Origin of the sequence: Sedimenticola hydrogenitrophicus (genome assembly GCF_029017505.1) — a bacterium.
In the GTDB taxonomy this organism is placed as follows: domain Bacteria; phylum Pseudomonadota; class Gammaproteobacteria; order Chromatiales; family Chromatiaceae; genus Sedimenticola; species Sedimenticola hydrogenitrophicus_A.
This window is the reverse complement of the sequence record NZ_JAQGEI010000020.1, coordinates 70,245-96,439: the sequence shown is the minus strand read 5'-3', so window position 1 is coordinate 96,439 and position 26,195 is coordinate 70,245. Positions and strand designations below refer to the sequence as shown.

General features: G+C 63.6%; 24 protein-coding genes. 5 read left to right on the top strand and 19 right to left on the bottom strand.

All coding sequences use genetic code 11. The features are described from left to right. Window positions 1–25 precede the first annotated feature (25 nt). The 8 genes from O9K64_RS13725 to arsN2 all read right to left on the bottom strand — a co-directional run bounded on the left by O9K64_RS13725 (window position 26) and on the right by arsN2 (window position 7,529). Window positions 26–1,507, bottom strand: a complete 1,482-nt coding sequence (locus O9K64_RS13725; RefSeq protein WP_275098652.1) for a DUF294 nucleotidyltransferase-like domain-containing protein — start codon at window positions 1,505–1,507, stop codon at window positions 26–28. Window positions 1,508–1,521: 14 nt separating this feature from the next. Then, on the bottom strand, window positions 1,522–1,896 hold the full coding sequence (locus tag O9K64_RS13720) for a response regulator transcription factor (protein WP_275098650.1): 375 nt from the start codon (window positions 1,894–1,896) through the stop codon (window positions 1,522–1,524). Next, complete coding sequence (locus O9K64_RS13715) at window positions 1,868–4,645, bottom strand: sensor histidine kinase (RefSeq protein ID WP_275098649.1); 2,778 nt, start codon at window positions 4,643–4,645, stop codon at window positions 1,868–1,870. Before O9K64_RS13715 ends, O9K64_RS13720 begins: the two co-directional genes overlap by 29 nt. Then, on the bottom strand, window positions 4,645–4,842 hold the full coding sequence (locus O9K64_RS13710; RefSeq protein ID WP_275098648.1) for a hypothetical protein: 198 nt from the start codon (window positions 4,840–4,842) through the stop codon (window positions 4,645–4,647). Before O9K64_RS13710 ends, O9K64_RS13715 begins: the two co-directional genes overlap by 1 nt. Window positions 4,843–5,302: 460 nt before the next feature. Next, a complete protein-coding gene (gene gloA, locus O9K64_RS13705) occupies window positions 5,303–5,686 on the bottom strand; it encodes a lactoylglutathione lyase (protein ID WP_275098646.1) in 384 nt (127 codons plus the stop codon). A 34-nt stretch (window positions 5,687–5,720) separates the two neighbouring features. Next, window positions 5,721–6,362 (bottom strand): lysophospholipid acyltransferase family protein, encoded by a 642-nt coding sequence (locus O9K64_RS13700; RefSeq protein ID WP_275098645.1) that lies wholly within the window; start codon window positions 6,360–6,362, stop codon window positions 5,721–5,723. Between the two features lie 87 nt (window positions 6,363–6,449). Then, a complete protein-coding gene (locus tag O9K64_RS13695; protein ID WP_275098644.1) occupies window positions 6,450–7,007 on the bottom strand; it encodes a DUF1285 domain-containing protein in 558 nt (185 codons plus the stop codon). Between the two features lie 96 nt (window positions 7,008–7,103). Continuing rightward, entirely contained in the window at window positions 7,104–7,529 is a 426-nt protein-coding gene (gene arsN2, locus O9K64_RS13690) for an arsenic resistance N-acetyltransferase ArsN2 (protein WP_275098643.1), read from the bottom strand. Window positions 7,530–7,668: 139 nt separating this feature from the next. On the opposite strand from arsN2, the gene O9K64_RS13685 reads away from it, so the two are divergent. Both O9K64_RS13685 and O9K64_RS13680 read left to right on the top strand, forming a co-directional pair. After that, complete coding sequence (locus tag O9K64_RS13685) at window positions 7,669–9,033, top strand: MATE family efflux transporter (RefSeq protein ID WP_275098642.1); 1,365 nt, start codon at window positions 7,669–7,671, stop codon at window positions 9,031–9,033. Window positions 9,034–9,250: 217 nt separating this feature from the next. Then, window positions 9,251–9,787 (top strand): DUF1097 domain-containing protein, encoded by a 537-nt coding sequence (locus O9K64_RS13680; protein ID WP_275098641.1) that lies wholly within the window; start codon window positions 9,251–9,253, stop codon window positions 9,785–9,787. Window positions 9,788–9,968: 181 nt separating this feature from the next. Here the strand turns inward: O9K64_RS13680 and O9K64_RS13675 are convergent, their stop codons facing one another. Then, window positions 9,969–10,523, bottom strand: a complete 555-nt coding sequence (locus O9K64_RS13675; protein WP_275098640.1) for a DUF805 domain-containing protein — start codon at window positions 10,521–10,523, stop codon at window positions 9,969–9,971. A gap of 239 nt (window positions 10,524–10,762) precedes the next feature. After that, on the bottom strand, window positions 10,763–11,116 hold the full coding sequence (locus O9K64_RS13670; protein ID WP_275098639.1) for a GFA family protein: 354 nt from the start codon (window positions 11,114–11,116) through the stop codon (window positions 10,763–10,765). 217 nt (window positions 11,117–11,333) lie between these two features. Between O9K64_RS13670 and O9K64_RS13665 the strand changes: the two genes are divergently transcribed. Continuing rightward, the gene (locus O9K64_RS13665) at window positions 11,334–11,711 is read left to right on the top strand and encodes a hypothetical protein (RefSeq protein WP_275098638.1); all 378 of its coding nucleotides are present in this window, start codon (window positions 11,334–11,336) and stop codon (window positions 11,709–11,711) included. Here O9K64_RS13665 and O9K64_RS13660 read toward each other — a convergent pair. The 5 genes from O9K64_RS13660 to O9K64_RS13640 form a co-directional block, all read right to left on the bottom strand. Beyond that, window positions 11,701–12,387 carry an MOSC domain-containing protein gene (locus O9K64_RS13660; protein ID WP_275098637.1) on the bottom strand — a complete coding sequence of 229 codons (687 nt, stop codon included), beginning with the start codon at window positions 12,385–12,387 and terminating at the stop codon, window positions 11,701–11,703. The two genes, O9K64_RS13665 and O9K64_RS13660, sit on opposite strands and share 11 nt — an antisense overlap. 72 nt (window positions 12,388–12,459) lie before the next feature. Next, window positions 12,460–12,951 (bottom strand): NlpC/P60 family protein, encoded by a 492-nt coding sequence (locus O9K64_RS13655; RefSeq protein ID WP_275098636.1) that lies wholly within the window; start codon window positions 12,949–12,951, stop codon window positions 12,460–12,462. Between the two features lie 117 nt (window positions 12,952–13,068). Continuing rightward, a complete protein-coding gene (locus O9K64_RS13650) occupies window positions 13,069–13,890 on the bottom strand; it encodes a class I SAM-dependent methyltransferase (RefSeq protein ID WP_275098635.1) in 822 nt (273 codons plus the stop codon). Window positions 13,891–14,437: 547 nt separating this feature from the next. Next, a complete protein-coding gene (locus O9K64_RS13645) occupies window positions 14,438–17,560 on the bottom strand; it encodes an efflux RND transporter permease subunit (RefSeq protein WP_275098634.1) in 3,123 nt (1,040 codons plus the stop codon). Further along, window positions 17,557–18,909 (bottom strand): efflux RND transporter periplasmic adaptor subunit, encoded by a 1,353-nt coding sequence (locus O9K64_RS13640; protein ID WP_275098633.1) that lies wholly within the window; start codon window positions 18,907–18,909, stop codon window positions 17,557–17,559. Before O9K64_RS13640 ends, O9K64_RS13645 begins: the two co-directional genes overlap by 4 nt. Window positions 18,910–19,260: 351 nt before the next feature. Here O9K64_RS13640 and O9K64_RS13635 point away from each other — a divergent pair, with 351 nt between their 5' ends. Beyond that, window positions 19,261–19,671 (top strand): MerR family transcriptional regulator, encoded by a 411-nt coding sequence (locus tag O9K64_RS13635; RefSeq protein ID WP_275098632.1) that lies wholly within the window; start codon window positions 19,261–19,263, stop codon window positions 19,669–19,671. Between the two features lie 473 nt (window positions 19,672–20,144). Here the strand turns inward: O9K64_RS13635 and topA are convergent, their stop codons facing one another. From topA to O9K64_RS13615, 4 genes are all read right to left on the bottom strand, one after another. After that, complete coding sequence (gene topA / locus O9K64_RS13630; RefSeq protein WP_275098631.1) at window positions 20,145–22,424, bottom strand: type I DNA topoisomerase; 2,280 nt, start codon at window positions 22,422–22,424, stop codon at window positions 20,145–20,147. Between the two features lie 118 nt (window positions 22,425–22,542). Further along, window positions 22,543–23,019 carry a DUF494 family protein gene (locus tag O9K64_RS13625; RefSeq protein WP_275098630.1) on the bottom strand — a complete coding sequence of 159 codons (477 nt, stop codon included), beginning with the start codon at window positions 23,017–23,019 and terminating at the stop codon, window positions 22,543–22,545. Window positions 23,020–23,242: 223 nt separating this feature from the next. Next, complete coding sequence (dprA, locus tag O9K64_RS13620; protein WP_275098629.1) at window positions 23,243–24,430, bottom strand: DNA-processing protein DprA; 1,188 nt, start codon at window positions 24,428–24,430, stop codon at window positions 23,243–23,245. An 18-nt stretch (window positions 24,431–24,448) separates the two neighbouring features. Beyond that, on the bottom strand, window positions 24,449–25,486 hold the full coding sequence (locus tag O9K64_RS13615) for a LysM peptidoglycan-binding domain-containing protein (RefSeq protein ID WP_275098628.1): 1,038 nt from the start codon (window positions 25,484–25,486) through the stop codon (window positions 24,449–24,451). A 132-nt stretch (window positions 25,487–25,618) separates the two neighbouring features. Here O9K64_RS13615 and def point away from each other — a divergent pair, with 132 nt between their 5' ends. Beyond that, entirely contained in the window at window positions 25,619–26,146 is a 528-nt protein-coding gene (gene def / locus O9K64_RS13610; RefSeq protein WP_275098627.1) for a peptide deformylase, read from the top strand. Window positions 26,147–26,195 lie beyond the last annotated feature (49 nt).

Sequence of the window (26,195 nt, the reverse complement as noted above, 5' to 3'; positions counted from 1 at the left end):
TACGCTACGTGGCCACCCTACGCGACTACAGGCCGTGCTGCAGTTTCAGCCGCAGCTGCAGTTTCTTGGCCTGTTTGAACGCCTCTTTGAGCATCAGCCGATGCAGCTCGTTCAGGTCATCGGGGTTGATGCGGTTGGTGTCGTCCGGATCCTCCGCCAGCAGCTGCTGGCGAAAGCGGAAGCGCTGGATCAGGTAGAACGACTCCACCTCCCCGGCCACCTGTTCGGCGGACAGGCGCAGCGGTTCCGCCACCGCCCGCAGGCGGTCCCCGGTGCTGGTGGCCCAGACCCCGTACATCAGGCTCCAGATCCGCGCCGCGTCGACGAACGGCCGTGCTCCGAAGCATTTCAGGTCGATGCTGTGGGGGTGTTCCACGCCGCCGTCAAAGACAAAGCCGCCGGTCCAGCCGAGCGGTGGCGTGCAGGTCAGCGCCTCTTCCGCCATGGCGCGCAGAAAGCGCGGATGCTCCGGGGGTTGCGGCAGCAGCCAGTTGCGCAGTGCATCCACCAGCTCATAACGGCCATACAGCGGGCGGAAATCGAAGAAGATGGTGCTGTTCAGCAGCGCCTTGGGGTCGGGGGTGTGCATCCATTCGCTGAACCGCCCCTTCCACTCGTCCAGGCTCAGGCACCAGGCCGGATTGCCGGCCATGATGCCGCCGCGGCAGAGGCTGAAACCGCAGGCGTCCAGCCCCTTGTTGACGGCCCGGGCGAAGGGCAGGAACGCCTGGCGCAGCGCGGCGGCGGCGCCGGCGTCATCGGCCTGGAATACCAGTCCGTTGTCCTGGTCGGTGGCGAAGGTCTGCTCCAGCCGCCCCTCGGAGCCCATAACCATCCAGCACCAGGGCACGGCGGGCAGGTCGAACTCATCCTCGATCAGCTCGATGACGCGCATCACCACCAGGTCATTGAGGGCCGACATCCAGTGGCAGATGGCCTCGGCGCTCATGCCGCCGTTGAACAGCTCGGCGCCGCGCTGGCGGATGGCGGCGGCGGCGTGGGCCATGTGCGCCACATCCATGGCGGCGGTGACGCCCTCGGCCAGCAGATCGGCGCCGCCGCCGCGCAGACCGAACAGGTCGGCCCGGGAGATGACGTTGCAGAGGCGACCATCGGCCTCCAGCAGCACGATATGCCGCACCCCGCGCTTTGCCATCAGCACGGTGGCCCGGTGCGACGGGGCGTCGGCCGGCAGGGTCAGGGGGGCGGCCGTCATCATCCCGGCAACCGGCTCATCGAGGCCGCCGCCGTCCAGGGTGATGGCGTACACCAGGTCGTTCAGGGTGACGATGCCGAGCGGCAGGCTCGCCTGCTCATCCACCACCACCAGGGTGTCGGCCTGCATCTGGTTCAGGCCGGCCAGCGCCTCGCGCACCGTGGCGGAGGGGGGCAGGGTGAGGGGTGGCCGCTGCACCAGCTGGCGCAGCGGGCCCTCGACAAAGCCGGGGCCGGCCGCCTGGCTGTAGGCGCCGCTCATCTCCAGGCGTGTCTCGCTGTCGTGCACCATATGGGTGGGCCTCCTCATGTCGTCGGTTGCAACAGCGCCTTCACCTGGCTGACCAGCTCCCGGGTGGCGAACGGCTTGGTGATGTAGGCGTCGGCTCCCAGCGCCAGCCCCTTCTCCTTCTCCGCGTCGCGCCCCTTGGCGGTCAGCATGACGATGCGCACCCCGGCCAGTTCCGGGTCCTGGCGCACCGCCTCGCACACCTGGAAACCGTTCAGTTTCGGCATCATGATATCGAGCAGCACCAGGTCGGGCCGGTCGTCGCGGATCCGCCGCAATCCCTCCTCGCCGTCATGGGCCACCGAGACCTCATAGCCCTCCCGTCGCAACAGGTAGTCAACGGAGATGGCGATGTTCTTTTCATCATCCACGATCAGAATATGCTGGCTCATCACTTGGTCCTGTCTCGCTTGCCGACAGCGTGCTGCTGCCTTTTGGCATCCTAAAGGAGAAGATAGCACCCTTTCCGGGTTGGTTTTCCACCCACAGGTGGCCGCCGAAGTGCTCGATGATCTGGCGGCTGATCGGCAGCCCCAGGCCGGTGCCCATGGGGTTGGCCAGGTTGTCGCCGTCGCCGCGCTGGAATTTCTCGAAGATCAGCTCCTGCTGCCCGGCGGCGATACCGGGTCCGTTGTCCGCCACGCTCACCAGGAAGTCGGTCTCGCCACCGCTCAGGGTGACGGCGATGCGGCCGTTGCCGGAGGGGACAAACTTGACCGCGTTGGAGAGCAGGTTGAGCATCACCTGCAGCAGCCGGTCGCGATCCGCCGAGACGCGGAAATCGCCCTCCGGGATGCGCGTCTCCACCTCCGCCCCCTTGTCGCGGAACAGCTGGCCGGTGGTCTCGATGGATTGGCGGATCAGTTCCGCCAGATCCACCTCGCCGGTAGTCCACTCGCCGCGCCCCGATTCGATCCGTGCCAGATCCAGCACCTGGTTGACCAGCCGGGTCAGGCGTTCGGTTTCACCGACGATAATGCCGAGAAACCGCATGCGGTCATCCAGTTTTATCCGTGGGTCGTCGAGCAGCATCTCCGAGAAGGCGCGGATCGAGGTGAGGGGGGTGCGCAGCTCGTGGGTGACCGAGGACATGAAATCGTCCTTCAACTGGTCCAGCTCCTGCAGCCGCGTATTGGCCTCGCGCAGTTCGGCGGTGGCCGCCTCCAGCTCCCGCGACTTCTGCTCCAGCTCCTTGCTGTAGGCGCGGATGCGCGAGGCCTCGTCGAGGATACCCATCACCTCCTCCAGGCCCAGAGGCTCCTCCTGGGCTACCGAGGCGACCATCACCCGCGCCGAGGCGCTGCCGATGGCGCCGGTCAGCAGGGTCTCGGCGAAGTGCACCGTCTCCGCGTCCGCCGGCTGGGCCGGGTTATAGCCGGTACCCCGGTTCCGGGAGAATTCGGCGAACGCCGTGTCGACCTTGTCGCGGCCGAGAAAGCGGCTGGCCAGCCGCTTCAGCTCGGCGACCTCGGCATTGCCGCGCCACAGGCCGATGGCCGGGCGGTCGTACTTCATGGCATCCACGAACAGGCTGGCCTGGGCGGTCTCTTCGGCATTGGGCGGCCGCAACAGGGAGACCATCAGGTAGGCGCCGATGTTCGCGGTCAGGCTCCAGAACAGGGTGTGACTGATCTCGTTCATCCCCTCCAGGCCGAACAGCGCCTGAGGGGCCAACAGGTGGATGCCGAAGGGACCCGACTCCAGAAACGCCATTGGCAGCCAGCCGGACTTGGCGAACGAGGGCAGCAGCAGGGTGTAGAGCCAGACCGTGAAACCGGCGCCCAGTCCGGCCAGGGCGCCCGCCTGGGTCCCGCCACGCCAGTACAGCCCGCCGATCATGGTGGGGGCGAACTGGGCCACCGCGGCAAAGCTGATCAGGCCGATGGAGACCAGGGCGTAGGCCTCGCCGGCGACATGGAAGTAGGTGTAGCCGAGCAGCAGGATGCCGAAGATCGCCCCGCGCCGCACCCGCAGCAGCACCGCGGTGAGGTCGGCCGGCACGCTGCGGGTGCGCCAGTGGCGCAGCAGTACCGGCATCACCAGGTCGTTGCAGACCATGGTGGAGAGGGCAATGGTCTCGACGATCACCATGCCGGTGGCGGCCGACAATCCGCCCAGGTAGGAGAACATGGCCAGCAACTCCTGGCCGTGGGCGATCGGCAGGGTCAGCACGAAGGTGTCGGCATCGACGCGGCCGTCGGGGAACGCCAGCTGGCCCGCCAGGGCGATCGGCAGGACAAAGATATTGATCAGCAGCAGGTAGAGCGGGAACAGCCACACCGCACGGGAGATGTGGCGTTCGCTGCTGTTCTCCACCACCGCCACCTGGAACTGGCGCGGCAGCAGGATTACCGCCATGGCGGCGAGAAAGGAGAAGGTGAACCAGTTCTGGTCGGAGACCGAGGTGGCATTCATCATCGACTGCAGCAGCCCGGCCTCTTGAGCCTGCTGCATGATGTCGGCGAAGCCGCCATAGAGGCCGAAGGTGACAAACAGGCCGACCGCGGTCAGCGCCACCAGTTTTACAATCGACTCGAAGGCGATGGCCGCCACCAGTCCCTCGTGGCGCTCGCTGGCGTCCAGGTGGCGGGTACCGAACAGGATGGTGAACAGCGCCAGCAGCAGCGCCACATAGAGCGCGGTGTCCTGCCAGATCGGCAGGGCGGTGGCACTGCCCGGCATGGTGATGTCCGGGTAGTGCATGAGGATGGTGAAGCTGTTGGAGACCGCCTTCAGTTGCAGGGCGATGTAGGGCACCACGCCGACCACGGCGATGACGGTGACCAGCCCGCCCAGCAGGTGGCTCTTGCCGTGGCGTGAGGATATGAAGTCGGCAATCGAGGTGATGCGCTGGGACTTGCTCACCCGGATCATCTTCAGCAACAGGAATACCCAGAGCGCCGCCCCCAGGGTGGGTCCGAGGTAGATGGGCAGGAAGCCGATGCCGCTCTGCACGGCGCGGCCGACACTGCCGTAGTAGGTCCAGGCGGTGCAGTAGACCGCCAGCGAGAGGGCATAGACCGTGGGGTGGGCGATCACCGAGCGCCCCTGGTCGGCGCGCCGGTCGGCCCAGTAGGCGATGGCGAACAGCAGGCCGAGATAGAGAAACGAGGTGACGACGATGAGCGGCCCGCCGAGCATCACTTCTTACCGCCGATGATCAGGGCCATGGCGGCGATCAGGATGGCCCAGACAGTGAACAGGTAGAGGTAGATCAGCGGGATGCCGAACCAGAACACTGGCCGGTCGAACAGTGACACGATGGGAGAGAACAGCAGCAGCATGCCGGTGAGAAACACCGCCAGCAGTCGTTGACTGGTGAGAATGGCGCGTCGCATCCAAGCCCTCTTGGTGGTGACTTTTATTCATCCAAGTATAGGACAAAGCCATGCCGGGGGGCAGTGGTATGGCGGGTGGTCACTCCAGATCCGACGCAGGGCAACCCTCGTGGTTGCCCGATGTTCCCGGGCATCCGCAAAAAGGGCAGGCACGGGGGCCTGCCCCTACGGGCCGGTGCGGGGGTCGTCCCGGCTCCTCGTTCCCACGCTCTGAGACTGTGAAAGAATTGCCAAATGACGCGAAAAGGGGGGTACCCAAACCCTTCCCGAGGTGGCGATCGCCTCTCTACGGGCTTCTCAGGCGGTCAATTTTTTTGCCGCGTTGATCAGCCCGAATACTTTCACAGTCTCTCTGCGTGGGAATGCATACCCGGCGGCAATGGTGAGGAGTGGTACATGGATGTACCGTTTACGGACCTGAGGATGGCATGCGCCCCTCGGTCTTATCCACCACGCGTATTCAACGTGCGCCGATCAGCTCGATGGGGTAACCGTCCGGGTCTTCGACAAAGGCGATGATGGTGCTGCCGGCGTTCATCGGCCCGGCCTCGCGCAGGATCCGGCCGCCCTGCGCCTTGATCTGCTCGGTGGCCTGGTAGACGTCGTCCACCTCGATGGCGATATGGCCGTAGCCGTTGCCCAGGTCGTAAGAGTCCACGCCCCAGTTGTAGGTCAGTTCGATGACGCTCTGTGCCGACTCGTCACCGTAGCCGAGAAAGGCGAGGGTGAATTCACCCTCCGGGTAATCCTGCTGTCGCAGCAGTCGCATCCCCAGGATCTGGGTATAGAAATCGATCGCGCGCTGCAGGTCGCCGGTACGCAGCATGGTGTGGAGTATTCTCATCGGTCTGCTCCTTGGGTGGTGGTGAATGATGCCATTATCCCGCCTCGCGCGGCCGGGGCAACGGAGTCTCCAGCTCTTCGCGCAGCCGGATCGGGGTGTGGTTATCCGGGTTGGCACCGGCGACGTCGGCATAAAAGGCGCGGATCCGCGCCATGTCGGCCGCTATATCGCCCGTCGGTACGAAGCAGAGGCCGATCCGCGCGGTCTTGCTGGCGTAATCCAGGGAGCCGCACAGCAACGGCACCCCGGCCGCCAGGGCAATGCGGTAGAAGCCGGACTTCCAGTACTCCCGGCGGCTGCGGGTGCCGTCCGGGGTGATCGCCAGCACCATGCGGTCCGCGGCTTGAAGCTGCCGGGCCAGCTGTGCGGCGACGCCGCTCGGGTGCCCGCGATCTACGGGGATCCCGCCCAGCCAGCGCATGAGGCCGCCATAAGGCCGGCGGAACAGGGTGTGTTTGCCGACCCAGTGGATCCGCAACCGCAGTACATAGGTGGCGGCGATGCCGACGGGAAAGTCCCAGTTGCTGGTATGGGGGGCGCCGATCAGCAGGAACTTGTTACCCGGGGGGATCTCCCCCTCCACCTTCCAGCCCATCATAGTCAGCATCAGCCACCCGATCCAGTAGCTGATCAGGCCGGTGGACTGACAATCGTGGGTGATCCGGGAACTGCGCATGAGCGACTCTTTTGGCTTTGTACAACGTCATTAGATTCGATACCCATGATACCGGTTCAACAGGGCCTGCGCCCGCCGATCCGTCGGTTATTCCTCCATGCAGCCCAGATCAAAACGGACCCCCCGGCTGGTGACCCCGAGGTGGTGGCGGCCCTCCTGCTCGAACGGCTCGCCGAACTCCACCAGGTCGAGGTAGACGGCGCGGTTGATCAAGGCCTCCAGGTTGTCCTTGAAATGGATGTAGGGGCGCGGTTCGCCGCTGGCGGGATCGAACATCACGCGGATCGGATGGTCCGCATCCGCCACGATCTGCTCACCCAGATTGGTGGTGAACAGCAGGCTGGGTTGGGGCTCCGTGAGCCGTTCCAGCTGCACCGCGACAAAGGGCGCGTCGTCCACCCGGATGCGCATCTTCTCGGCCGGGGTCAGCAGGTAGTATTCGCCGTCCGCCTCGCGCCGCAACACCGAGGCGAACAGTTTCACCAGTGACTCGCGGCGGATCGGGCTGCCTTCGTGATACCAGGTGCCGTCACGGGCGATGCGGATATCGATATCGCCGCACAGCGACGGCTGCCACGGCTGCCGGGCCGTGCTGCGGGCCTCCCGGGTCTTGATCTGTTCAAGGATCTGGTCGAGTCTGGACATGAGGGTCTGCGATAGTTGATAGCGGAGTGATTATCTCAAAGCATAGTCGAGCGCGGGCAACCGGAGCCGCTCCGCGCTGTGTCGGATGACGCTGCGCTAAAGCCGGCGGCACAGGATGGTGGCCTCCGCGGGGCAGAGGTCGGCGAACTCGCGGGTCCGGCGGATGCTCGCCGGTGTCTCTTCCCGGGCCACGTCGTAAAAGCCCAGGCGACGGAAATAGTCGGCGGCCGAGGTGGTCAACAGGTAGAGCGTCGACGCTCCCTGCCCGGTGGCGACGTGCTGGATATGCCGGACCAATCCGGCCGCCAGCCCCCGGCCCCGGTATTCGGGATCCACCACCAGGGAGCGCAGCAGGGCCTCGTTCCCATGGCACTCGATTCCGGCCAGGGCGACGGCCTTGCCATCCACCTCGATCAGGTAGAAGCGGGCCTGCGGATTGAGGCCCACATCCTCGCTCGGCAAGCCGGCGGAGCGCAGCAGATGCCTGACGCTATCGTGATCGGTTGCGGGTATGATGTGCATCGGTTTTCCTCGGTATGCCGGTCTGGTTATGCTTGAAATTACCTGATTGTACGAGCCCCGCCCCGGGCTGAATAGCCGGTTCACGGAGCAGCACCCTCACGGGTACGTTTGCCCCGGATAATGGTCTTGAGATTTTGCTATGCCGCAACGTTTGAGTCTATGGCGACGCGAGGCCACCCCCACCCTGCTGCTGGCGGGGCCCTTGGTGGTGGCCCAGCTGCTGCAGGTGGGGATGGGGTTCGTCGACACGGTGATGGCCGGGCGCCTCGGCGCCTCGGCACTGGCAGCGGTCGGCCTCGGCTCCTCGCTCTGGGGTCTGATGCTGCTCGCCTGTATCGGCGCCACTCTGGCGATCTCGCCCCTGGTGGCGCATCTGAACGGGGCCGGCAATGACCGGGCCATCGCCGCCGAGTTCCATCAGGGGCTCTGGGTAGCCGTTCTGGTCGGGGTTGTGGCGGTCCCGCTGACCTACGGCATGGCGGCGGCACTGCCGCTGCTGGCGATCGATCCGGAAGTCGCCCCCCTGGCCGCCGACTATCTGCGGATCAGTGCCTGGGGCATGCCGGGACTCTGCCTCTATCTGGCCCCGCGCTATCTGAACGAGGGGCTGAGCAACACCAAGCCGGTGATGCTGGTGCAGGCGCTGCTGTTGCCGCTCAATATTCTGGGCAACTACTTGTTCATGTATGGGTTCATGTTCGGCGGTTTCGGCTTTCCGGCCATGGGGGCCGCCGGGGCGGCGCTGTCGACCGCCATCGGCCTCTGGCTGGGGGCGCTGATGATGTTTGGCTATCTCGCGCGCAGCCGACGCTTCCGGCATCTGGAGTTGTTTGTGGCGTTCTCCGGACCGCGCCCGAAGGAGATCGAGCGCATCCTCAGACTGGGTCTGCCGATTGCCGTCTCCATCATCATGGAGGTGGGCATGTTCAGCGCCGTGGCGATCCTCATGGGCCGTTTGGGCAAGGTGGAGATGGCGGCCCACCAGATCGCCCTCAACTACGCGGCCATGATGTTCATGCTGCCGCTGAGCATCGCCCAGGCGATCACCATCCGGGTCGGCCATGCCGCCGGCGCCGGGGACTATGCGCTGGCGCTGATCCGGGGGCGGGTCGGGATTGTCATGGCTGGCGGCATCATGGCGCTCTCCGCTACGTTGCTGCTGCTGTTTCCGGAGCTGATCGTCGCCCTCTACACCCGCGACGCCGCCGTTGCCGAGATGGCCATGACCCTGCTGTTTGCTGCGGCCCTGTTTCAGTTCTCCGATGGCCTGCAGGTCTCCGCCTCCGGCGCCCTGCGCGGACTGAAAGATACCGCCGTGCCCATGTTCATCACCATGTTCTCCTACTGGGGTGTGGGCTTTCCCACCGCCTGGATCATCGGTGTCGAATGGGGCATCGGACCGCAAGGCCTGTGGGGTGGATTGGCGGTGGGCCTGACCACCGCCGCGCTGCTGCTCAACCTGCGTTTTTATCTGCTGGGGCGCAAGCGGGTGATGCTGGAGTGAAAGACAGGGCGCCGCGCCGGAGTCGCGAATCGGCATAAAGTCGAATAGACCTAAGTCTAATCCTGCCTGCGGCTCGACTTAGGTTCAATGAACTAATTGCCAACAGTAAAAATTCCCAATCCGCACATTATATCCCTGTTCCCATTGCCGCATTCCGGGACTTATTTCTGCGCGAGCCCTTAAATCGCGTATCACAAATATAACAGGAGGATTAGGTATGAGTTTACTCATTGCGTTATCAATCAGCATCAGTCTGCTTGGCGGGATTGCCACCTGGGCATTTTTGTCAGCCTGGAGCGGGCCCGTACTGATCTGGGCGGCGTTTGTCGCCTGGGGTTGCTTCTATCATTCCGGCGGTGACGATGCCGCGCTCAAGAACACCATCGTCGGCAATATCTTCGGTGTGGTTTGCGCCTGGACCGCGGCGGTGGTCATTCTCCTGATCCCGCTGGCTGCCGCGCTGACTCTGCCGGTGTGGGCAGGGATTGTGGTGGGGACTACCGTACTGGTCGTGGTCCTGGCCGCCCACATCCCGGCCTTCTCGGTCATTCCCGCTTCCGTTTACGGCTATGCATCGACCTTTGCCTTCCTGCTGCAAACCCCACAGGCGTTGACCGTGGAAAGCCTGACTACGTTGAATTTCGGCAATGCCCTGCTGATTGTCCCGGCTTCAATGATCCTCGGCGCACTCTTCGGTTATGCCTCGGCCAAGCTGGGTGGCGCCCTGGTCGGCAAGGCACCGGCCACCGCCTGACGGTAAAACCGGGCTTCTCTATCCGAGAGCTTGCGAAACGACGGAACCTGGTATCTGCTGGGTTCCGTCATTTGCTGTTGATCCCGACCGCTGTTTTTCCCGCCGGGTCCGCTTACAGACGCCTGGGAGCCATCACGACCACCCCTTTTCCACTGCCGGAAGGGGGCAAAAGTTTACTGGTTCATTGTTGCTGCATCACCGCTGCGCGTTGCAGGTACTGCTGGTAGGCGGGTATGGCGATCGCCGACAGGATGCCGACCACCATGACAACGGGGATCAGCAGCCCGAGGATCTTTACCCCGAGGGGATTGCCGCACGGCTCCGGCCCATAACGGTTGGCGCCCGTTGTGCCTCTGGCGAAGAGCAGGTAGAGGGCCAGCAGAATGTTTCCCACCGGCACGATGAACAGCAGGCTGAGCAGGCCGGTGCGGTTCAGGTCGTTGAGCCGCCGCTTGGCGTAGATGATGGCGATGGCGAACAGGAACAGATAGAGCAGGATCATCAACAGGCCGGAGCCCCCGGCGGCGGACGGTATCCCCAGCGGGCCGCTGATGCCGGACAGGGCGCCGAGAAAGACGAAGAGCAGGTTGGACAGCAGCATGAGGCCGGTGCCATAGGCGATGTAGCGCAGGCGCCCGATACGCCCGCTGAGGGCAAAAACACGCGGTTGGTAAGTCTGGCTATCGGCCGGCTCGACCGTCGCCGCCGGGGTCTGGTAGGGATTGGTAGTGTCCATGCATCGGGCTCCGTGAATCAAATCCTAGGAGTCTGTCGGGCTTGACCGATCGTAGCGAGGGAAAGCCGATTTGAGCCAGATTTTTCGATCTTTCGAGGCGAATAGTGGACCTATTTAACAAGAAAGATCGGAAAATATGGCCAAATCCGGCTTTTCCGCAGTAGATCAGCGTTAAGTCCGACAGACTCCTAGGGATATTAAGTCTCTTTACCCCGGGACGCAACGGCCGATCCCCCGGCTCACAGACTCTTGCCGTCAAACACCTTGCTCGCCATGCTGAGCGGATCGAGCCCTTCGATACAGCCCAGGTTGAGCCGGAAATGACCGGGCATGCGCAGGGTTTCGTGGAATGGGTAGATGCCGCAGCGTTTGCAGAAGTAATGTTTGGCCACGCCGCTGCCGAACCGGTAGAGGGCCAGGGAGCCCGGCTTGGCGTCGATATGCAGCTGATCGGCGGGGAGTATGAAGTCGGACATCAGGGCGCCCTTGCGGATACAGATGGAGCAGTTACAGTGCAGGCCGCTGTTGATTTCGTCGTGCTCAAAGGTGAAGCGGACGTCGCCGCAGTGGCAGCTGCCGTGATAGGTCGTCATGGGCGAACCCCTCTCCTGTGGTCGGTTGCCGATCGATTGGCGAGGCGGATGTATAGGGGGAACCCCCATACTCCGGTACCTGTGCTAGGATTCACTTCGGGAGTGCCGGTTTCCGGCACAGTCGGAAGTATAGTTGGCAAGTCGAACAGGTTCAGTGGGCGATGGGTGCGGTCGTGGCTGGGTAGGGGTCGACAGACGGATTTTGGAGAGTGGTACCATGTCAGAGTTTGTCAAGGAGAAGCGCGAGCAGATTATCACGGCACTCGGTTTTCCCCGCCTGCTGATGGAGCAGGAGATCAAGCGGCGTGTCTGTCCCGAACACTACCGGTTCAATGATCAGGTGGAGGAGTGCAACGAGTGCCTCTATATCCTCGAGTGTCAGTGCTACGGCGAGTACCTGGCCGGTCCGGCGCTCGGGAAGGCCTCCACCATTGAACTGGTGCGGCTGCTGCAGTTTGGCTATGAGTACGTCACCCACCAATTGAAACGGCAGGATCACGAGACCGCCAGTTGCTCTTGCGAGCTGTGCAGCTGGATCCGCTCGGTCACCCCGCTGCTCGAAGCCCAGGAGTCTGTCGGACTTACTAGCGCTTGAACAGCCGCCGGACCCAGCGCTCCGGCTGACCGCTCTCCAGGCGGTCGGCAGCGTGGCGTTTCCATCCCAGCGAAAGTGTCTTGTGTTCCGCCAATAGTTCCAGGTCTTCATGGCAGAAAGGCCGGTTGTAGAGGATGTCCAGGCAGGTGCGTACCGACAGGTTGGAGGTGGAGAGTTCGTGCAGTTTCAGGGTGTCGTCCGGGGTTACCGTGCCCTCCTGCAGCACCCGGTACAGCCAGCCGGTGCGGCCCGAGGCCTGTACCAACAGTGACAGCTGGGGATAGCCGAAGCGGAGATTCAGCTTGTAGCAGGGCGAGCGGGGCTGACTGACCTGCAGTACCGCTTCTCCCAGGGTGAAGACGTCGCCGATGTTGACCTGCTCCTCGGTTAGCCCGGTATCGGACAAGTTCTCGCCGAAGGCGCCGGGAAGCAAGCGGCTGGCCGGTGGCGGCAGCGCCATGGCCTGCCAGAACTCCTCCCAGTAGACGTAATGTTCCCCGGGATAATAGTGCAGGGCGCGCTCCACGCCACCGTGATGGCGCCGGTCCTGCTGCCGGTCCCCCTCCAGACCCTCCCGGCCGCAGTGCCGTGGGCCGCTGATCAGCTGCTTGTCGATGGCGCTGCTGGTTTCGCTGTCCAGCGGGGCCGTGGTGCCAATGAATATCAATGTGCTCATAACGCGTATAAACCGTGGGTCTGTGGTTGCACGATGCGCCGCGACCACGGCGGCATCGGCCAGGAACAGCGGTTACAGGACCCGTCTGGATGTCCAGTACACCGACTGCCAGTAAGGGCTGTCCAGCGCGGAGATCATGACGCCGCGGCTTTTCGACGCGTGCAGAAAGCGGTTCTGTTCCAGGTAGATGCCGACATGCTGCGTGGTGCCGTCGATCCGGAAAAACACCAGGTCACCAGTGCTCAGCTCGGACTGGCGCACCGGCTGGCCGCTGACGGCCTGCTGCCCGGTGGTGCGTGGCAGTGCCACCCCCAGCCGGGACCGGTAGGTCAGCTGGACGAAACCGGAACAGTCGATGCCGTCGCGGTCCTGGCCGCCGATGCGGTACGGCGTTCCTCGCCACGCCGCATGTTGCCGGTAGAGGCTGGCCAGCAGCGCCTGCTCCAGTTCCCCCGACCGGACGGTTGCCGGTGCCGGCATGGCGCTGCCGCGTTGCGGGGCTGGCGCCATGCCGCCGCAGGCGCTGAGCAGCATCAGCAGGGGGATCAAAAGCAGTCTGGGCATGCGCATCCGTCGTTGTCCTGTCCGCCAGCCAGGTCGCCTGCCGCCGGAATGGTTGCCGTATGGTGAAATAATAGCAGTGAATCGCCCCGGCCAGCAGTTTCCCGGTACAGCCGCTGATCAATCAATTGCGGCATCGTCTGGGGTGGCGAGCGGCTTCTCGACCCGTCCCTTGATCGCCCAGGCGCGCGCGCGCAGTCGGATGGAGCCGTCGCTGGCGGTGGGCAGGCGCTCCCTCAGGAGTTCGCGCAGGGCCGCCTGGTCGGTCTCTGGTTGTTGCAGCAGATAGGTCGGAGCGGTGCCCTGGCCGGCCTGGAACGGTCCCCAGAACTGCTCGAAGTCGGGGAACTCCTGGGTGATCTCGAACGAGGTGAGGGCGATGTCGGCAAGGCCGGCGTCGCTGAACAGCTGGCGCAGCACCGGTTTGTTGCAGTCGGCAAAGCGCTTGCCCTCGTGCATCACCTCGGCCATCAGGTTGAGTTCCACCGCCGCATCCCAGAAGTAATTCAGCATCTCCATGCTGCCGGCGTAGTCCCAGACATAGGCGGCGACGCTGCCGCTATCTGCGGTGACCCGCACCATCTCCCGCAGCACCCGGTCGGGGTCCGGCGGGATGTTGAGCAGCAGTCCGGAGACGGTGATATCGACGGCAGCGTCGTCCACCGGCAGGGCCGTGGCCTCGCCGACCCGCAGCTGGATGCCCTGGCGCAGGCGCATCTGCGCGGACTTGATGAAGCTCTCGGACTGGTCCACGGCATACAGCTCGGCCGGCTTGTAGTGGTTGAGGATGATATCGCTCAGCGGGCCGGTACCGCAGCCGACATCCAGCCAGCGCAGCCCCGGCGCCGGGTTCAGCCAGTCGAGGAAGGGTTTGGCGACGAGCCGGCTCCAGCGGCCCATGTAGAGCTCATAGGCATCGCCCGATTCCCAGGTCACTTTCATATAGCCAGCTCCCGATTGATTCAGTCATTTGGCCCAAGTGTGAACCAATACGGGGATTAATAAAAGGCATGAAATGATTACCGGGAGCTCCCCGGGTTGTCGGGGGGGGGGCCTCAGGGGTCGGAGTCAAGCCGCACAGGGGTTTCGGGAAATCATCTCTTGTTCGGGCGGCTTGACTCCGACCCCTTCCCAAGCAGTCTGGATTCCATCCTTAGGTCCGTAAACGGTACATCCCTGTACCACTCCTTCTGCACCACTCCTCCGGCCTGCGCCGGGATGACGGTCAAGCAAGTGCCATTCGACTCCGACCCGAATGCTACTTAGTTAAGCTTAAAACTCCCGTCATTCCGGCGCAGGCCGGACTAAAGCGCGAAGCGCGTTGAACGACTGAAAGTCGGCCCGAAGGGTGAGCGGAGCGAATAATCCAGAGAAGCGACCACCATTGGTGGATATGGATCCCGGCCTGCGCCGGGATGACGATCTACTTACTTTCACGGGAATAGACTGCCTAATTGAGTGCCATTCGACTCCGACCCCTAAATACGGCTCAGGTGGTTTCGCTCTCTATCGCAGCCAGCTCCTTGGCGGTGGTGGCGATGCCCAGGTCGTGCAGGATGCTGAACAGGGCGGGTACCACCAGCAGCACCAGCAGGGTGGTGGCCAGCAGACCGAAGACGATGCTGGTGGCCAGCGGCACCAGCACCTGGGCCTGCATGCTCTTCTCCAGCAGCAGCGGTGTCAGTCCGGCAATGGTGGTGATGGAGGTGAGCAGCACGGCGCGGAAGCGGTCGCGGCTGGCCAGCTTGGCCGCCTCGACGATGTGATGGCCCTCTTTAACACGCAGCTTGAGAAACTCCACCAGCAGGATCGAGTCGTTGACCACGATGCCGGCCAGGGAGGTGAAGCCGATGATGCCGGGCATGGTGAAGCTGAGCCCCATCAGCAGATGGCCCCAGATGACACCGATCAGGGCCAGCGGGATGATCGCCATCACCACCAGCGGCTCCACATAGCTGCGGAACTGGAAGCTGAGCAGGATGAAGATGCCCACCAGGCCGATGGCAAAGCTGCGCAGCATGGAGCCACCGGTCTTGGCGGTGTCCTTGGACTGGCCCTCGATCATCGCCTGCATGCCGGGATAGCGGTTCAGCAGCTCCGGGATGAAGTTGGCGAGGGTGTGGTTGATCACCTCCCGGGCGTTGGCCATGCGGGTATCGAGATCGCCGCTGATGGTGACGGTGCGTACCCCGTCGACCCGCAGGATACGCGAGAAACCGCGCGCCTCCTCGATCCGGGCCACCGCGCTCAGGGGTACCTGAGCACCCGCGGCGGTGGTGATGCGGAAGTCCTCCACATCGGTCAGGTTGGCACGGTCGTCCGCAGCCAGCCGCACGTCGATCTCATAGGCCTCGGGGCCGATCTGGATCTCGCTCGCGGTGGTGCCGTAGAAGGCGGCCCTCAGTTGGGTAGCGATGGTGGAGGCGTCCAGGCCCAGCGCCAAGGCGCCGTCACGCAGGCGCAGCCGCAGTTCCGGTTTGCCGGGACGCAGGTTGTCCGACAGGTCAAAGGTGCCGCGATAGCTGGCGAGCCACCCCTGCAGCTCCAGCGAGGCCTGTTTGAGCTGGTCCAGATCGGGGCCGGTGAGGCGGATCTCCAGCGGGATTCCGCCCGGGCCGATGGTTGGCTCCTTGAAGTTCAGTGCCACCAGGTCGGGGATCTCGCCGGTGGTTTCGCGCCACAGATTGATGTAATCGTCCAGGTGGCCGCTGCGCGCCTCGGCAGTGAGCAGGTCCGCCGTGACCGTGGCCAGGTGGGGCCCGCTCTCATTGGCATCCTGGTTGTAGTTGAAGCGCACCTGCACGTTGCGCACCAGCCGCTGCCGGTCCGGCTGCAGGGGGGCGAAGTGGTCGTCCACCACGCGGATGGCATCGGTCACCTGCCGGACCACCGCCTCGGTGCGCGCCAGCGGCGTGCCCTGGGGCAGCAGGATGCGCGCCTCGATAATGTCCCCCTCGATGTCCGGGAAGGACTGGAATTTCAGTTTGCCGCCCACCAGCATGCCGATGCTGAGCAGGAACAGTGCGATGATCATGCCGATGAACCAGTAACGCTGATGGATGGCCCAGTCCACCAGATGGCCCACCGTGTGGTCGCGGAAATGGATCAGGCGGCTGTCGAAGGCCTGGCGAAACCGGCTCACCTGCTGCTCGTGGTGTTTCAGGGAGTGGGCCAGGTGATGGGGCAGGATCAGGAACGCCTCGATCAGGCTGATCGCCAACACCAGCAGCAACACCATGGGGATGAACTGCAGCACCTTGCCCATGTGGCCGGAGAGAAACGCCAGTGGGCCGAATACCGAGACGGTGGTGAGAAACGAGGAGATAACGCCGGGAGAGACCTGGCGGGTGCCGTCGATGGCCGCCTGCATGGCGCCGTTGCCGCGGCGCAGCCGGGTGGCGATGTTCTCGGCGATGACGATGGCGTCATCCATCAGCAGGCCGATGGCGATCAGCAGCGCCACCATGGTGATCATGTTGATGGTCAGGCCGAGGATGCTCATGAAAAACAGCGCGCCGAGGAAGGAGACCGGCAGGCCCATGGCGACCCAGAAGGCGAAGCGCCCCTGGAAGAACAGCCACATCACCAGGAACACCAGCACCAGCCCCTGGCCGCCATTCTTCAGCAGCAGACCGAGGCGGTCCTTGACGATGGAGGAGCGGTCCTGGGTGATATGAAATTGCACCCCGCGGGGGGCGCCGGGGCGCAGCTCCCGCTCCAGGAAGCGGCTCACCGCGTCCATCACCTTGATGGTATCCTGCTGCTTGGTCTTGATCACCTGCAGCAGGGCGGCGCGCTGACCGTTGAACAGCACCTGCTCCTCGTCCAGCTCGAAGCGGTCACTGATGCGGGCGATGTCGCCGAGCCGGATCTCGGCGCCGGAGTTGGCACTCACTACGGTCAGATCGGCCAGCTCATCGGGGCTGCGCCGCAGATCGGTGAAGCGGATCAGCAGGTCGCGGTCGGCCGTCTCCAGGGAGCCGGCGGGCAGATCGATGCCCTGGCGGCGCACGCTGTCGGCCACGTCCGTCATGCTGATGCCGTATTGCAGCAGGGCGCGGGCCGGCACCTCGATGCGCAGCTGGTGGTCGGAAAAACCGTTGATCTCGACCTGCGAGATCTCCGCCAGCCGCTGCATCCGCTCCTTGACCTGCTCCGCGTAGGCCTTCAGGTCACTCACCGACATGGGGCCGGTGATGGCGATCGCCACCACGTTGTCGGTGCGCCCCAGCTCCTTGATCACCGGCAGTTCGGTCTCCGCGGGGAAGGTGTTGATCGCCTCCACCTCGCTCTTGATGTCGTCCATGAAGCGGGCCATGTCGCCCCCTTCCACCATCTCCGCCACCGCGATGGCGACCCCCTCGCGCGCCTCGCAGCGCAGCTCTTCCACTTCGCTGACGCCATCGATGGCGTCCTCCAGGCGCTGGCAGATCGCCTCCTCCACGTCCTCGGCACTGGCCCCGGGGTAGGCGACGGTGATCTGCAGCTGCTCGGCGGCGAAGTCGGGGAAGGTCTCGCGCTGCAGGCCGGGCAGGGTGGAGAACCCGAGCACGGCCAGAAACAGCATCAGCAGGTTGCCGGCCGTCGGGTGGCGGGCAAAGAAGGCGATCATGGCATCTGCTCCCCGGCCGCCAGGCGCGCCAGACGCTGTTCAGTCGCCGGGTCCTGAACCGGTTTGAGCAGCATCTCCTGGATGGCCGGCACCAGGTCCGAGATCACCACCTGTTCCCCCGGCTGCAGGCCGGCGGCGATGGTGGCGAAACCGGGTTGCAACATCTCCACCTCCACCTCGCGTATCTCCAGCCGCTGCTGCCCGTTCACCACGTAGAGACGCCCGGCATGCAGGGCGGAGCGCGGCACCACCAGGCTGTCGGGGCGGGCTTTGCCGGCCAGGGTGACCTGAACAAACAACCCCTTCACCAGCGGCGGTCGGCGCCCCGGCATCACATTGGCATAGGGCTCGTCTACCTCGACAATCACCCCGACGGTGCGGGTTTTCGGGTCCAGGGTGTCGCTCAAGCGGGCGAAGCGGGCCTCCCAGGAGGCACTCAACCCGTTCTCCCGCAGCGTGGCGGTGGCGCTCAGTCCGATCTGCTGCAGGGCATCGCCCGGGTCCAGGTTGAGCACATCGATGGGTCGGCCGGCGTGTACCAGGTGACTCATCTGGGTGATGGGGATCTGGATCTCGATCTCGGCCTTGTCCAGAGCGTCGGCGGCCACCAGCAGTTCGCCCTCGCGCACGTACTGTCCCTGTTCCACGTTCACCTCGGCAATCCGGCTGGTGAAGGGGAGACGGATCTCGGTATTGGCGAGACTGCGGCGCGCGCTCGCCAGGGTGGCCATGTGGCGTGCCAGCTGCGCCTCCAGCAGTGCCTTCTGGCTGGGGAACAGGTTGAGGGTGTTGATCTGCGCCTGCACGCTCTGTTGCTGGGTCAGCAGGCTGCGCTCCTGGACCTCCAGGTCGGAGCGGCTGATGCCGCCCTTGTCCACCAGCTGGCGCTTGCGCGCCAGCTCCTTCTGGTTCAGCGCCAGGGCGGCCTGTTCGATCTTCAGCGACGCCTCGGTATTGCTGGCCTTGGCGGCCAGTTCGTCGAGCTGCGCCCGGGTGGCCTGGATATCCGCCTCGGACTGGGCGATGGCCAGCTCGTAATCCGCCGGGTCGATGCGCAGGATCAGGCTGTGCGCCTCCAGGATGGCGCCCTTCTGCAGCGCCGGCTGTTTCTCCACGATCTTGCCCTTGACCTGGGCCACCGCCTCCCAGGTACGGCTGGGCCTGACGCTGCCGTGTCCCTGGGCGGTCGGTATCACGGTAAGGCTGGGGGCGCGGATCACGCGCACCAGGCGCGCCTGCTCCTGGCGTGCCTCCTGTACCGGTGGATTACTGCTCTGTTTGAGCGCCATCAGGGCGGCGACACCGGCAATGACCGGGATCAGGATGACCCACTTTTTGCTGATGGGCATGGTTTCAAGACTCCGAGGGTAGGCTGTTTCTTATTTGGCTGGGTATGACGGGCAGGGTACGGGATGGCACCGAGTAGTCTAGATTGATAGTAGGCGTTGTGCTGATTCTACGCGATGCGAAATATCAAGCCAGGTGAATTTTCCGCGGCCTTGCGGATGAAGCCTGGCGGGCTTGAGATTTGTCACCATTGGAGGTGGCTAAAAGTCACATTCTTCTCCGCTTCCGCGGCAGAGAAATAGAGCCTGGGGAAGGCGGCCTGCCGGGGGCCGAATTCTGTTGACCCTGCAGTGGGTTTAGGCTTTAGAGTCGACCTTGTATTCACTTGATATAAAAGTGATTTAAGGAGGTTTATGGATGAAGTGTTGACTATCGGGCAACTTGCCCAGCGTGCGGGGATCAGTGTATCGGCGATACGTTTTTATGAACAGAAGGGGTTGATCGACGGCCCGCCCCGAAACAGATCGGGTTACCGGACTTACCCCCTGAAGATGATTGAGCAGGTCCGTTTCATCAAGAACTGCCGGGACCTGGGTTTCCCGCTGCGTAGCGTGACGGAGTTGCTGAAACTCTGTTATCCGGAAGGTGACGAGATCGAGTGCGCCATGGTTCAGGAGCGTATCCAGCGGCAGCATGAACTGGTGTTGAAGCAGTTTGAGGAGCTGAACCGGCGCCGGGCAAAGCTGGAGAGACTGCTGGAGGCCTGCCCTTGTGAGGGTGGCTGGCCTGAGGAGTGCGACTTTATCCGGATCATGCTGGATTAGGCCGGGGCTTAACCCTACCTGATTACCCATCATACTTAGCCGAGTCGGATACCGGTCATTAAAGCCGCGAACAAACGCTAATAGGGAGCAGGTGGGCAGGCTTACCGCTCCCAGTTTGTGACCTGGGTGGAGTCCGCTCCATGGGAGCTGGACAGGCGCACAGCACGGTAGCCTGGATGAAGCCCGCCCCACGAAACCCCGACAGACCCTTGAACCCCAAGCGGGCGGAATCCAGGGCTCTGCTCGGCGTCCGTCCCACTCCCCGGATTACGCCGCCACCAGCCCCTGTGCTTAACTCCCTGATTCGGTGGTGGCGGCTTCATCCAGGCTACGATGCTGGATTAGATCGGGACTTAACTCTACGCTCCGCTCAATGAGAGCGGGGGCATCGCGCTGGTCCGGGCGGCTTGACTGCGACCCCTTCCCCCCGAGTTCTTTATGCGCGATTCATGAAATGCTCGGGCCGGGACCGCTCAGGACTCCTCGACCGGTTCTGAAAAGGAGCACTCCTTCTGCGGGCAGACCTTCTCGGTGCCATTGCGCTTGGTGGTCTTGATGGTGAGGATCGGCCAGCCGCAGCTGGGGCAGGGCTCGGCGACTGGCTCGTTCCAGGTGGCGTAATCACAACCCGGGTAGGTGGAGCAGGAGTAAAATATCTTGCCGCGCCGCGATTTGCGCTTCATCAGCGTGCCCTTGGCGCATTTCGGACAGGTGACACCGGTATCCTCGGGTTTCTCCAGCGGCTCGATGTGGCGACAGGCGGGATAGTTGCTGCAGCCGATGAACTTGCCGTACTTGCCCCGTTTGATCACCAGGTCGGACTGGCACTCGGGACACTGCCTGCCCTCGACGATGGTCGGCTCTTCCTGCTCCCGCTTGTCGCCGTTCAGATCACGGGTGTAGTCACACTCGGGGTAGTTGGTGCAGCCGATGAAGCGGCCGTGCCGTCCCAGGCGGATGGAGAGCGGCTTGCCACAGCTGGGGCAGGCCTCGTCCAGGGCCTCGTGGGTCACATCGCTGCGCTTGACGTTCTCCTCGGTATGGTCGATGCGCTCCTTGAACGGCGCCCAGAACTGGCGCAGCAGCGGCACCCACTCCTGTTCGCCGCGCGCGATGGCGTCCAGCTCGTCTTCCAGCCGCGCGGTAAAGTCGTAGTCCACATAGCGGGTGAAGTACTGGGTCAGGAACTTGTTGACCACCCGGCCGACGTCGCTGGGGTGGAAGCGTTTCTTCTCCAGCTGCACGTATTCGCGATCCTGCAGGGTGGAGATGATCGAGGCGTAGGTGGAGGGGCGGCCGATGCCGTGCTCCTCCAGGGCCTTGACCAGACTCGCCTCGCTGTAGCGCGGTGGCGGCTCGGTGAAGTGCTGTTCCGGACGGATCCCGTTCAGGGTGATCATTTCGCCCTCTTGCAGCGGCGGCAGCAGTTTCTCGTCGCCGTCGCCCTTCTTGGCGTCATCGACGCTCTCCATGTAGACGGTCATGAAGCCCGCGTTGGCCACGGTGGAGCCGTTGGCGCGGAAGTTGTTGCCCGCGCCGCAGGAGAGGTCCGCCGCCACGGTGTCGATGGTGGCGTGGATCATCTGGCAGGCGACGGTGCGCTTCCAGATCAGTTCGTAGAGCCGGTGCTGGTCCTTGGTCAGGTGGCTGTGCAGCGATTCCGGCGTGCGTTGTACCGAGGTGATGCGGATCGCCTCGTGCGCCTCCTGGGCGTTTTTCGATTTGGTCTTGAAGCTGCGCGGTTCCTTGGGCAGTTGCTCGACACCGTACTGGCAGGCGATGAATTCGCGCAGTTCGCCGATGGCGTCGTCGGAGAGATTGACCGAGTCGGTACGCATGTAGGTGATCAGGCCGATAGCCCCGCTGCCGGTGTCGATACCCTCGTACAGCTGTTGCGCGGTGCGCATGGTGCGCTGTGCGGTGAAGCCGAGCTTGCGCGCGGCCTCCTGCTGCAGGGTCGAGGTGGTGAAGGGGGCGGCCGGGTTGCGCTTGCGCTGCTTCTTCTGGACCTGCTCCACCTTCAGGCGGCCGCCGGCGGCCGCCAGCAGCTGCTGTTCGGCGGCCATGGCCGCCTCGCCGTTGTCGATGTCGAACTGATCGAGCTTGTTGCCCTGGTAGCGGGTCAGTTTGGCGCTGAACGGCTGCTCCTGTTTGCTCAGGTCCGCCTCGATGGTCCAGTATTCCCGGCTGACGAAGGCCTCGATCTCCTCCTCGCGCTCGACGATCATGCGCAGGGCCGGGCTCTGCACCCGTCCCGCCGAGAGGCCGCGGCGGATCTTCTTCCACAGCAGCGGCGACAGATTGAAGCCCACCAGATAATCCAGGGCGCGCCGCGCCTGCTGGGCGTTGACCAGGTCCATGGAGAGGGTGCGGGGCTGTGCCACCGCCTCCCGGATCGCCTTCTGGGTGATCTCGTTGAACACCACGCGCTGCACTTCCTTGTCCTTCAGCAGCTTGCGGTTGTTCAGCAGCTCATACAGATGCCAGGAGATCGCCTCGCCTTCGCGATCCGGGTCAGTCGCCAGCAGCAGGGTGTCCGACTTCTTCAGCGCCTTGGCGATCGCCTGCACATGCCGGTCGTTGCGTTCGATGACCTGGTACTTCATGTTGAAATCGTTGTCGGGATCCACCGCGCCCTCTTTCGGCACCAGATCCCGGACATGGCCGTAGGAGGCCAGCACCTCGTACTCCGGACCCAGGTACTTCTTGATGGTTTTACACTTGGCGGGTGATTCTACAATTACCAGCTTCATCGGATCGGTTCGGTTGTTTAAACTTGTCAGCTAAATTTATCAATGCAGACAGAGGGTGGTCTGTCCGCAAGCATTCAGCGGTTAGAAAATTGTCAGTCTGACAGACCCAAACGGGTTATCAGTGCAGATAGGCAGGGATGTCGTTGTACACCAACTCTTCCATCTGTGCAAAAGCGCTCTCCTGGCCTGGTTGGTTGATCAACACCATCAGTACGACCCACTTGATCTCTTCGACCCCGATGGTAGGGGTGCCCAGGGCGATGGCCCGGTCGATCACCAGCTCACGCCCTGCCGGTTCAAGGATGCCGTTCTGTTCCAGGAACATCAGCAGACCGCGTGAATCGGTATCGATGCGGCACTGCTCGTCCGCGGTGTAGATGCGCATGGCGCCCTGGGGCTGGTGGTGGAAGTTATCCGGCATCTGCCGTTCGGCCAGTTCGTCCATCCACTGGAAGGCCTTATCGACCTCCTGTTCGGGAAAGCCGGCCTGGATCAGTTCATCATGGATCTGGTCCTGGTCGGAAATAGGGTCCTGATCGCTGTCCATGTAGTTCTCATAGAGGTAGATCAGGATATCGACTACGTTTTCGTTCATGCTGCGTCCTTCATTGGGAGCCTGTCGGACTTAACGCTGATCTACTGCGGAAAAGCCGGATTTGGCCATATTTTCCGATCTTTCTCGTTGAATAGGTCCACTATTCGCCTCGAAAGATCGAAAAATCTGTCTCAAACCAGCTTTCCCTCGCTACGATCGGTCAAGCCCGACAGGCTCCTGGCAATGCCAATAAATGCCGGTAAAATCCGGAAAAATCTGCAAACTATTGGGGTTCGGTGCCCATCTTTCCGGTTCGACAATAACGTCCGCCGGCCGCAGCTGAGACAAAACCTTCAAGCTCAAGTAGCAGAAGCATGGAGGAAACCGCGTCCGCGGTCAATCCGCTGCGCTGAATCAGCAGATCCACCGGTGCCGGATCAAAATCCAGGGCCGCCATCAGTTGCTGGTACTCCTGGTCCCATTTCCGCGGCGCGGGCTTGACCGGATCCGCCGCTTGCGGGCCCGCCGCGACCAAGCTGCCGAGCAGCGGTCCCAGCTCCTCCAGGATGTCTTCCGCCGTCTCCACCAGTTTGGCCCCCTGGCGGATCAACGCATGGCAGCCGCGGGCCAGCGGGTTGTGGATGGAGCCCGGTATGGCGAATACCTCCCGCCCCTGTTCCGTGGCCAGCCGTGCGGTGATCAGCGAGCCGCTCTTCTGCGCCGCCTCCACCACCAGGGTGCCGATACTGAGGCCACTGATGATGCGGTTGCGGCGCGGGAAATTGGCCGGTAGCGGCGGGGTGCCGGGCGGCAGTTCCGAGACCAGCGCGCCCTGTTCGGCAATCCGGTGGGCCAGGTCGCGGTGGCGGGCGGGATAGACCCGGTCCAGACCGGTGCCGGTGACCGCCAGGGTGGGCGTGTCGGTCTGCAGCGCGCCGAGGTGGGCCGCGCCATCGATACCCGCGGCCAGGCCGCTGCTGATCACCAGGCCGGCCTGGGCCAGAAAGCGGGCGAAATCCATGGCGGTCTGTCGGCCGCTCGGGGTCGGGTTCCTGGAGCCGACGATCGCCAGTTGTGCCATCGCCAGGATCGTCGGGTCGCCCTGAACGAACAGCAGGGGAGGCGGGTCTTCGATCTCCTTGAGCAGCGCCGGATAGCGGGCGTCCCGCAGGGTGAGGAGGGTGCGGTCGTCCCCCTCCAGCCAGCGCAGGTCCCGTTCCACCCGATCCCAGTCGGGGGCGCGCAGCCAGGCGATGCTCTCCGGCCGGAGTCCGTTGTGGGCGGGATGCCGGGCGCCGAACAGGGGGCGGGGATTCCCGCCGCTGAAGCCCAGCAGCCGGTTGATACCGCGGCTGCCAAGCCCGGGGGTGTGCAGCAGTGCCAGCCAGTAAGCGGGGTCGGCCGCCGGATGTTCGCAGTTCCCTTCCCTGGTCTGCCGAGTGACCGGGTCACTCTTCTCCTGAATGGACATCGGCGCGGGGTAATCCTCTTAGGGGTTGTGCACCCGGTCCAGCACGTGAATGGCCCGGCTGGCCTTCATGATCAGGGCGAAACTGACCCGGTCGAAGGTGCGGAACACCATCAGGGTGCCGGCCGGTTCGTCCGGCAGGGTCACGGTCTCGCCGGCGGTCTTGGAGACGATATCGCGAATGGTCTCGCCCCGGTGGTCGATGGTCAGGACGCTGCCGGGCTCAAGGCCGTCGCTGGCGCCGCGGTCCAGTACCACCACATTGAACTGGCCGATCTGAGTGACCCCGTTGAGCACCGAGATGATGCTGCCATTGACCTCCTGCTTGGGGGCGGCGGGGAAGAAGGTGTTCAGCGGCGTGTCCTCCGCCACCGGCAGCACGCGGTCGCCCTTGATGGTCTCCAGCTCCATGTTGCTGAGCATCAGGGTGGCCGGGTCGCCGGGCTGCAGCAGGTCGCTGCTGCTGATGTAGAGCGCCTCGTAACCGAGGATTTCCCCGGTCTCGGCGTCCTTGTAGGCGTCGCCTGGCCGAACCACATCAAATTTTCTGTTGTCTGTAGTGTCGATGGCGCGGACATAGGCCTTGACGTCATTGCTGCCGAGTATGTGCTCGTCGGCGAATGCGACCACGTAGGGGGCGCTGTCCAGCTCGTCCTGGTCCATGACATAGGGACGGGTGAGGAACTGGTGGATGGCGTCGATCGGGATGGCCGGGATGGCGCCATCCAGCGGCGTGGAACGGATCTGGGGCGAGAGCTGCACCAGCGAACCACGCTCCAGGCCCAGACGCAACTGCCCGTTTACATAGGTCATTGTGATAATATCACCGGGGTAGATCAGGTGCGGGTTGGCGATCTGCGGATTGACATGCCAGACATCGGGCCAGAGCCAGGGATCCCGCAGGAAGCGCCCGGCGATATCCCACAGGGTATCCCCCCTGACCACCACGTACCGGTCGGGGTGGTCGGGATTGACGGCGACCGGTTCGGCAGCCAGTGCGCCCCAGGAGATGAGCAGGCCAAATACCAGGCAGGCGAGCTTGTTGCTAGACGTAGACATGGCGATCCCTTTGCGTTGACTGTTGGTTCCGGATGACCAGTAAATCCGGCCGGATGGGTGGCCCAGAATCCTGTATCATCATAATGTTAGCGAATTATTCTAGCTTTGTACTATAGATTGACGGAAAACCCAATGGCAATTCTGAACATACTCCATTTTCCAGACCCCAGATTGCGTAATAAAGCACAGGTTGTGAAAACTTTTGACGCTGATTTGCGCAAACTGGCCGCCGATATGCTGGAAACCATGTATCAGGCCCCCGGTATCGGCCTGGCGTCGATTCAGGTGAACGACCCGCGCCGGCTGGTGGTGATCGATGTCTCGGAAAACCATGATGACCCACTCTGCCTGGTCAATCCGGTGATCCTGGAGAAGCACGGCGAACACAAGATGGACGAGGGCTGTCTGTCGGTGCCCGGGGTGTTTGAGCCGGTCGTCAGGGCGACCGATATCAAGGTGCGGGCGCAGAATCTGGACGGCGAGACCATCGAATTTGCAGCGGACGACCTGCTGGCGGTCTGCATCCAGCATGAACTGGATCACCTGGAGGGCAAGCTGTTCATCGACAACCTGTCCAATCTGAAGAGGCAGCGGATCCGCAAGAAGCTGGAAAAAGAGAGCCGGCAGGGGCAGCCGGAGGCTGCCGGCCAAGCGCTTTGAGGCGCTTTGAATGGCGCCGCCGCGGTTTCCGTACCGTCCGTGATCCCCG

Coding starts and splice junctions, on each gene's coding strand:
- O9K64_RS13625 (WP_275098630.1), bottom strand. CDS start 23,019: ATGAACGAAAACGTAGTCGATATCCTGATCTACCTCTATGAGAACTAC.
- O9K64_RS13685 (WP_275098642.1), top strand. CDS start 7,669: ATGCCGCAACGTTTGAGTCTATGGCGACGCGAGGCCACCCCCACCCTG.
- O9K64_RS13720 (WP_275098650.1), bottom strand. CDS start 1,896: ATGAGCCAGCATATTCTGATCGTGGATGATGAAAAGAACATCGCCATC.
- dprA (WP_275098629.1), bottom strand. CDS start 24,430: ATGTCCATTCAGGAGAAGAGTGACCCGGTCACTCGGCAGACCAGGGAA.
- topA (WP_275098631.1), bottom strand. CDS start 22,424: ATGAAGCTGGTAATTGTAGAATCACCCGCCAAGTGTAAAACCATCAAG.
- O9K64_RS13665 (WP_275098638.1), top strand. CDS start 11,334: ATGTCAGAGTTTGTCAAGGAGAAGCGCGAGCAGATTATCACGGCACTC.
- O9K64_RS13650 (WP_275098635.1), bottom strand. CDS start 13,890: ATGAAAGTGACCTGGGAATCGGGCGATGCCTATGAGCTCTACATGGGC.
- def (WP_275098627.1), top strand. CDS start 25,619: ATGGCAATTCTGAACATACTCCATTTTCCAGACCCCAGATTGCGTAAT.
- O9K64_RS13725 (WP_275098652.1), bottom strand. CDS start 1,507: ATGGTGCACGACAGCGAGACACGCCTGGAGATGAGCGGCGCCTACAGC.
- O9K64_RS13635 (WP_275098632.1), top strand. CDS start 19,261: ATGGATGAAGTGTTGACTATCGGGCAACTTGCCCAGCGTGCGGGGATC.
- O9K64_RS13615 (WP_275098628.1), bottom strand. CDS start 25,486: ATGTCTACGTCTAGCAACAAGCTCGCCTGCCTGGTATTTGGCCTGCTC.
- O9K64_RS13695 (WP_275098644.1), bottom strand. CDS start 7,007: ATGTCCAGACTCGACCAGATCCTTGAACAGATCAAGACCCGGGAGGCC.
- O9K64_RS13645 (WP_275098634.1), bottom strand. CDS start 17,560: ATGATCGCCTTCTTTGCCCGCCACCCGACGGCCGGCAACCTGCTGATG.
- O9K64_RS13660 (WP_275098637.1), bottom strand. CDS start 12,387: ATGAGCACATTGATATTCATTGGCACCACGGCCCCGCTGGACAGCGAA.
- O9K64_RS13710 (WP_275098648.1), bottom strand. CDS start 4,842: ATGCGACGCGCCATTCTCACCAGTCAACGACTGCTGGCGGTGTTTCTC.
- arsN2 (WP_275098643.1), bottom strand. CDS start 7,529: ATGCACATCATACCCGCAACCGATCACGATAGCGTCAGGCATCTGCTG.
- O9K64_RS13640 (WP_275098633.1), bottom strand. CDS start 18,909: ATGCCCATCAGCAAAAAGTGGGTCATCCTGATCCCGGTCATTGCCGGT.
- O9K64_RS13670 (WP_275098639.1), bottom strand. CDS start 11,116: ATGACGACCTATCACGGCAGCTGCCACTGCGGCGACGTCCGCTTCACC.
- O9K64_RS13715 (WP_275098649.1), bottom strand. CDS start 4,645: ATGCTCGGCGGGCCGCTCATCGTCGTCACCTCGTTTCTCTATCTCGGC.
- O9K64_RS13700 (WP_275098645.1), bottom strand. CDS start 6,362: ATGCGCAGTTCCCGGATCACCCACGATTGTCAGTCCACCGGCCTGATC.
- O9K64_RS13675 (WP_275098640.1), bottom strand. CDS start 10,523: ATGGACACTACCAATCCCTACCAGACCCCGGCGGCGACGGTCGAGCCG.
- O9K64_RS13655 (WP_275098636.1), bottom strand. CDS start 12,951: ATGCCCAGACTGCTTTTGATCCCCCTGCTGATGCTGCTCAGCGCCTGC.
- O9K64_RS13680 (WP_275098641.1), top strand. CDS start 9,251: ATGAGTTTACTCATTGCGTTATCAATCAGCATCAGTCTGCTTGGCGGG.
- gloA (WP_275098646.1), bottom strand. CDS start 5,686: ATGAGAATACTCCACACCATGCTGCGTACCGGCGACCTGCAGCGCGCG.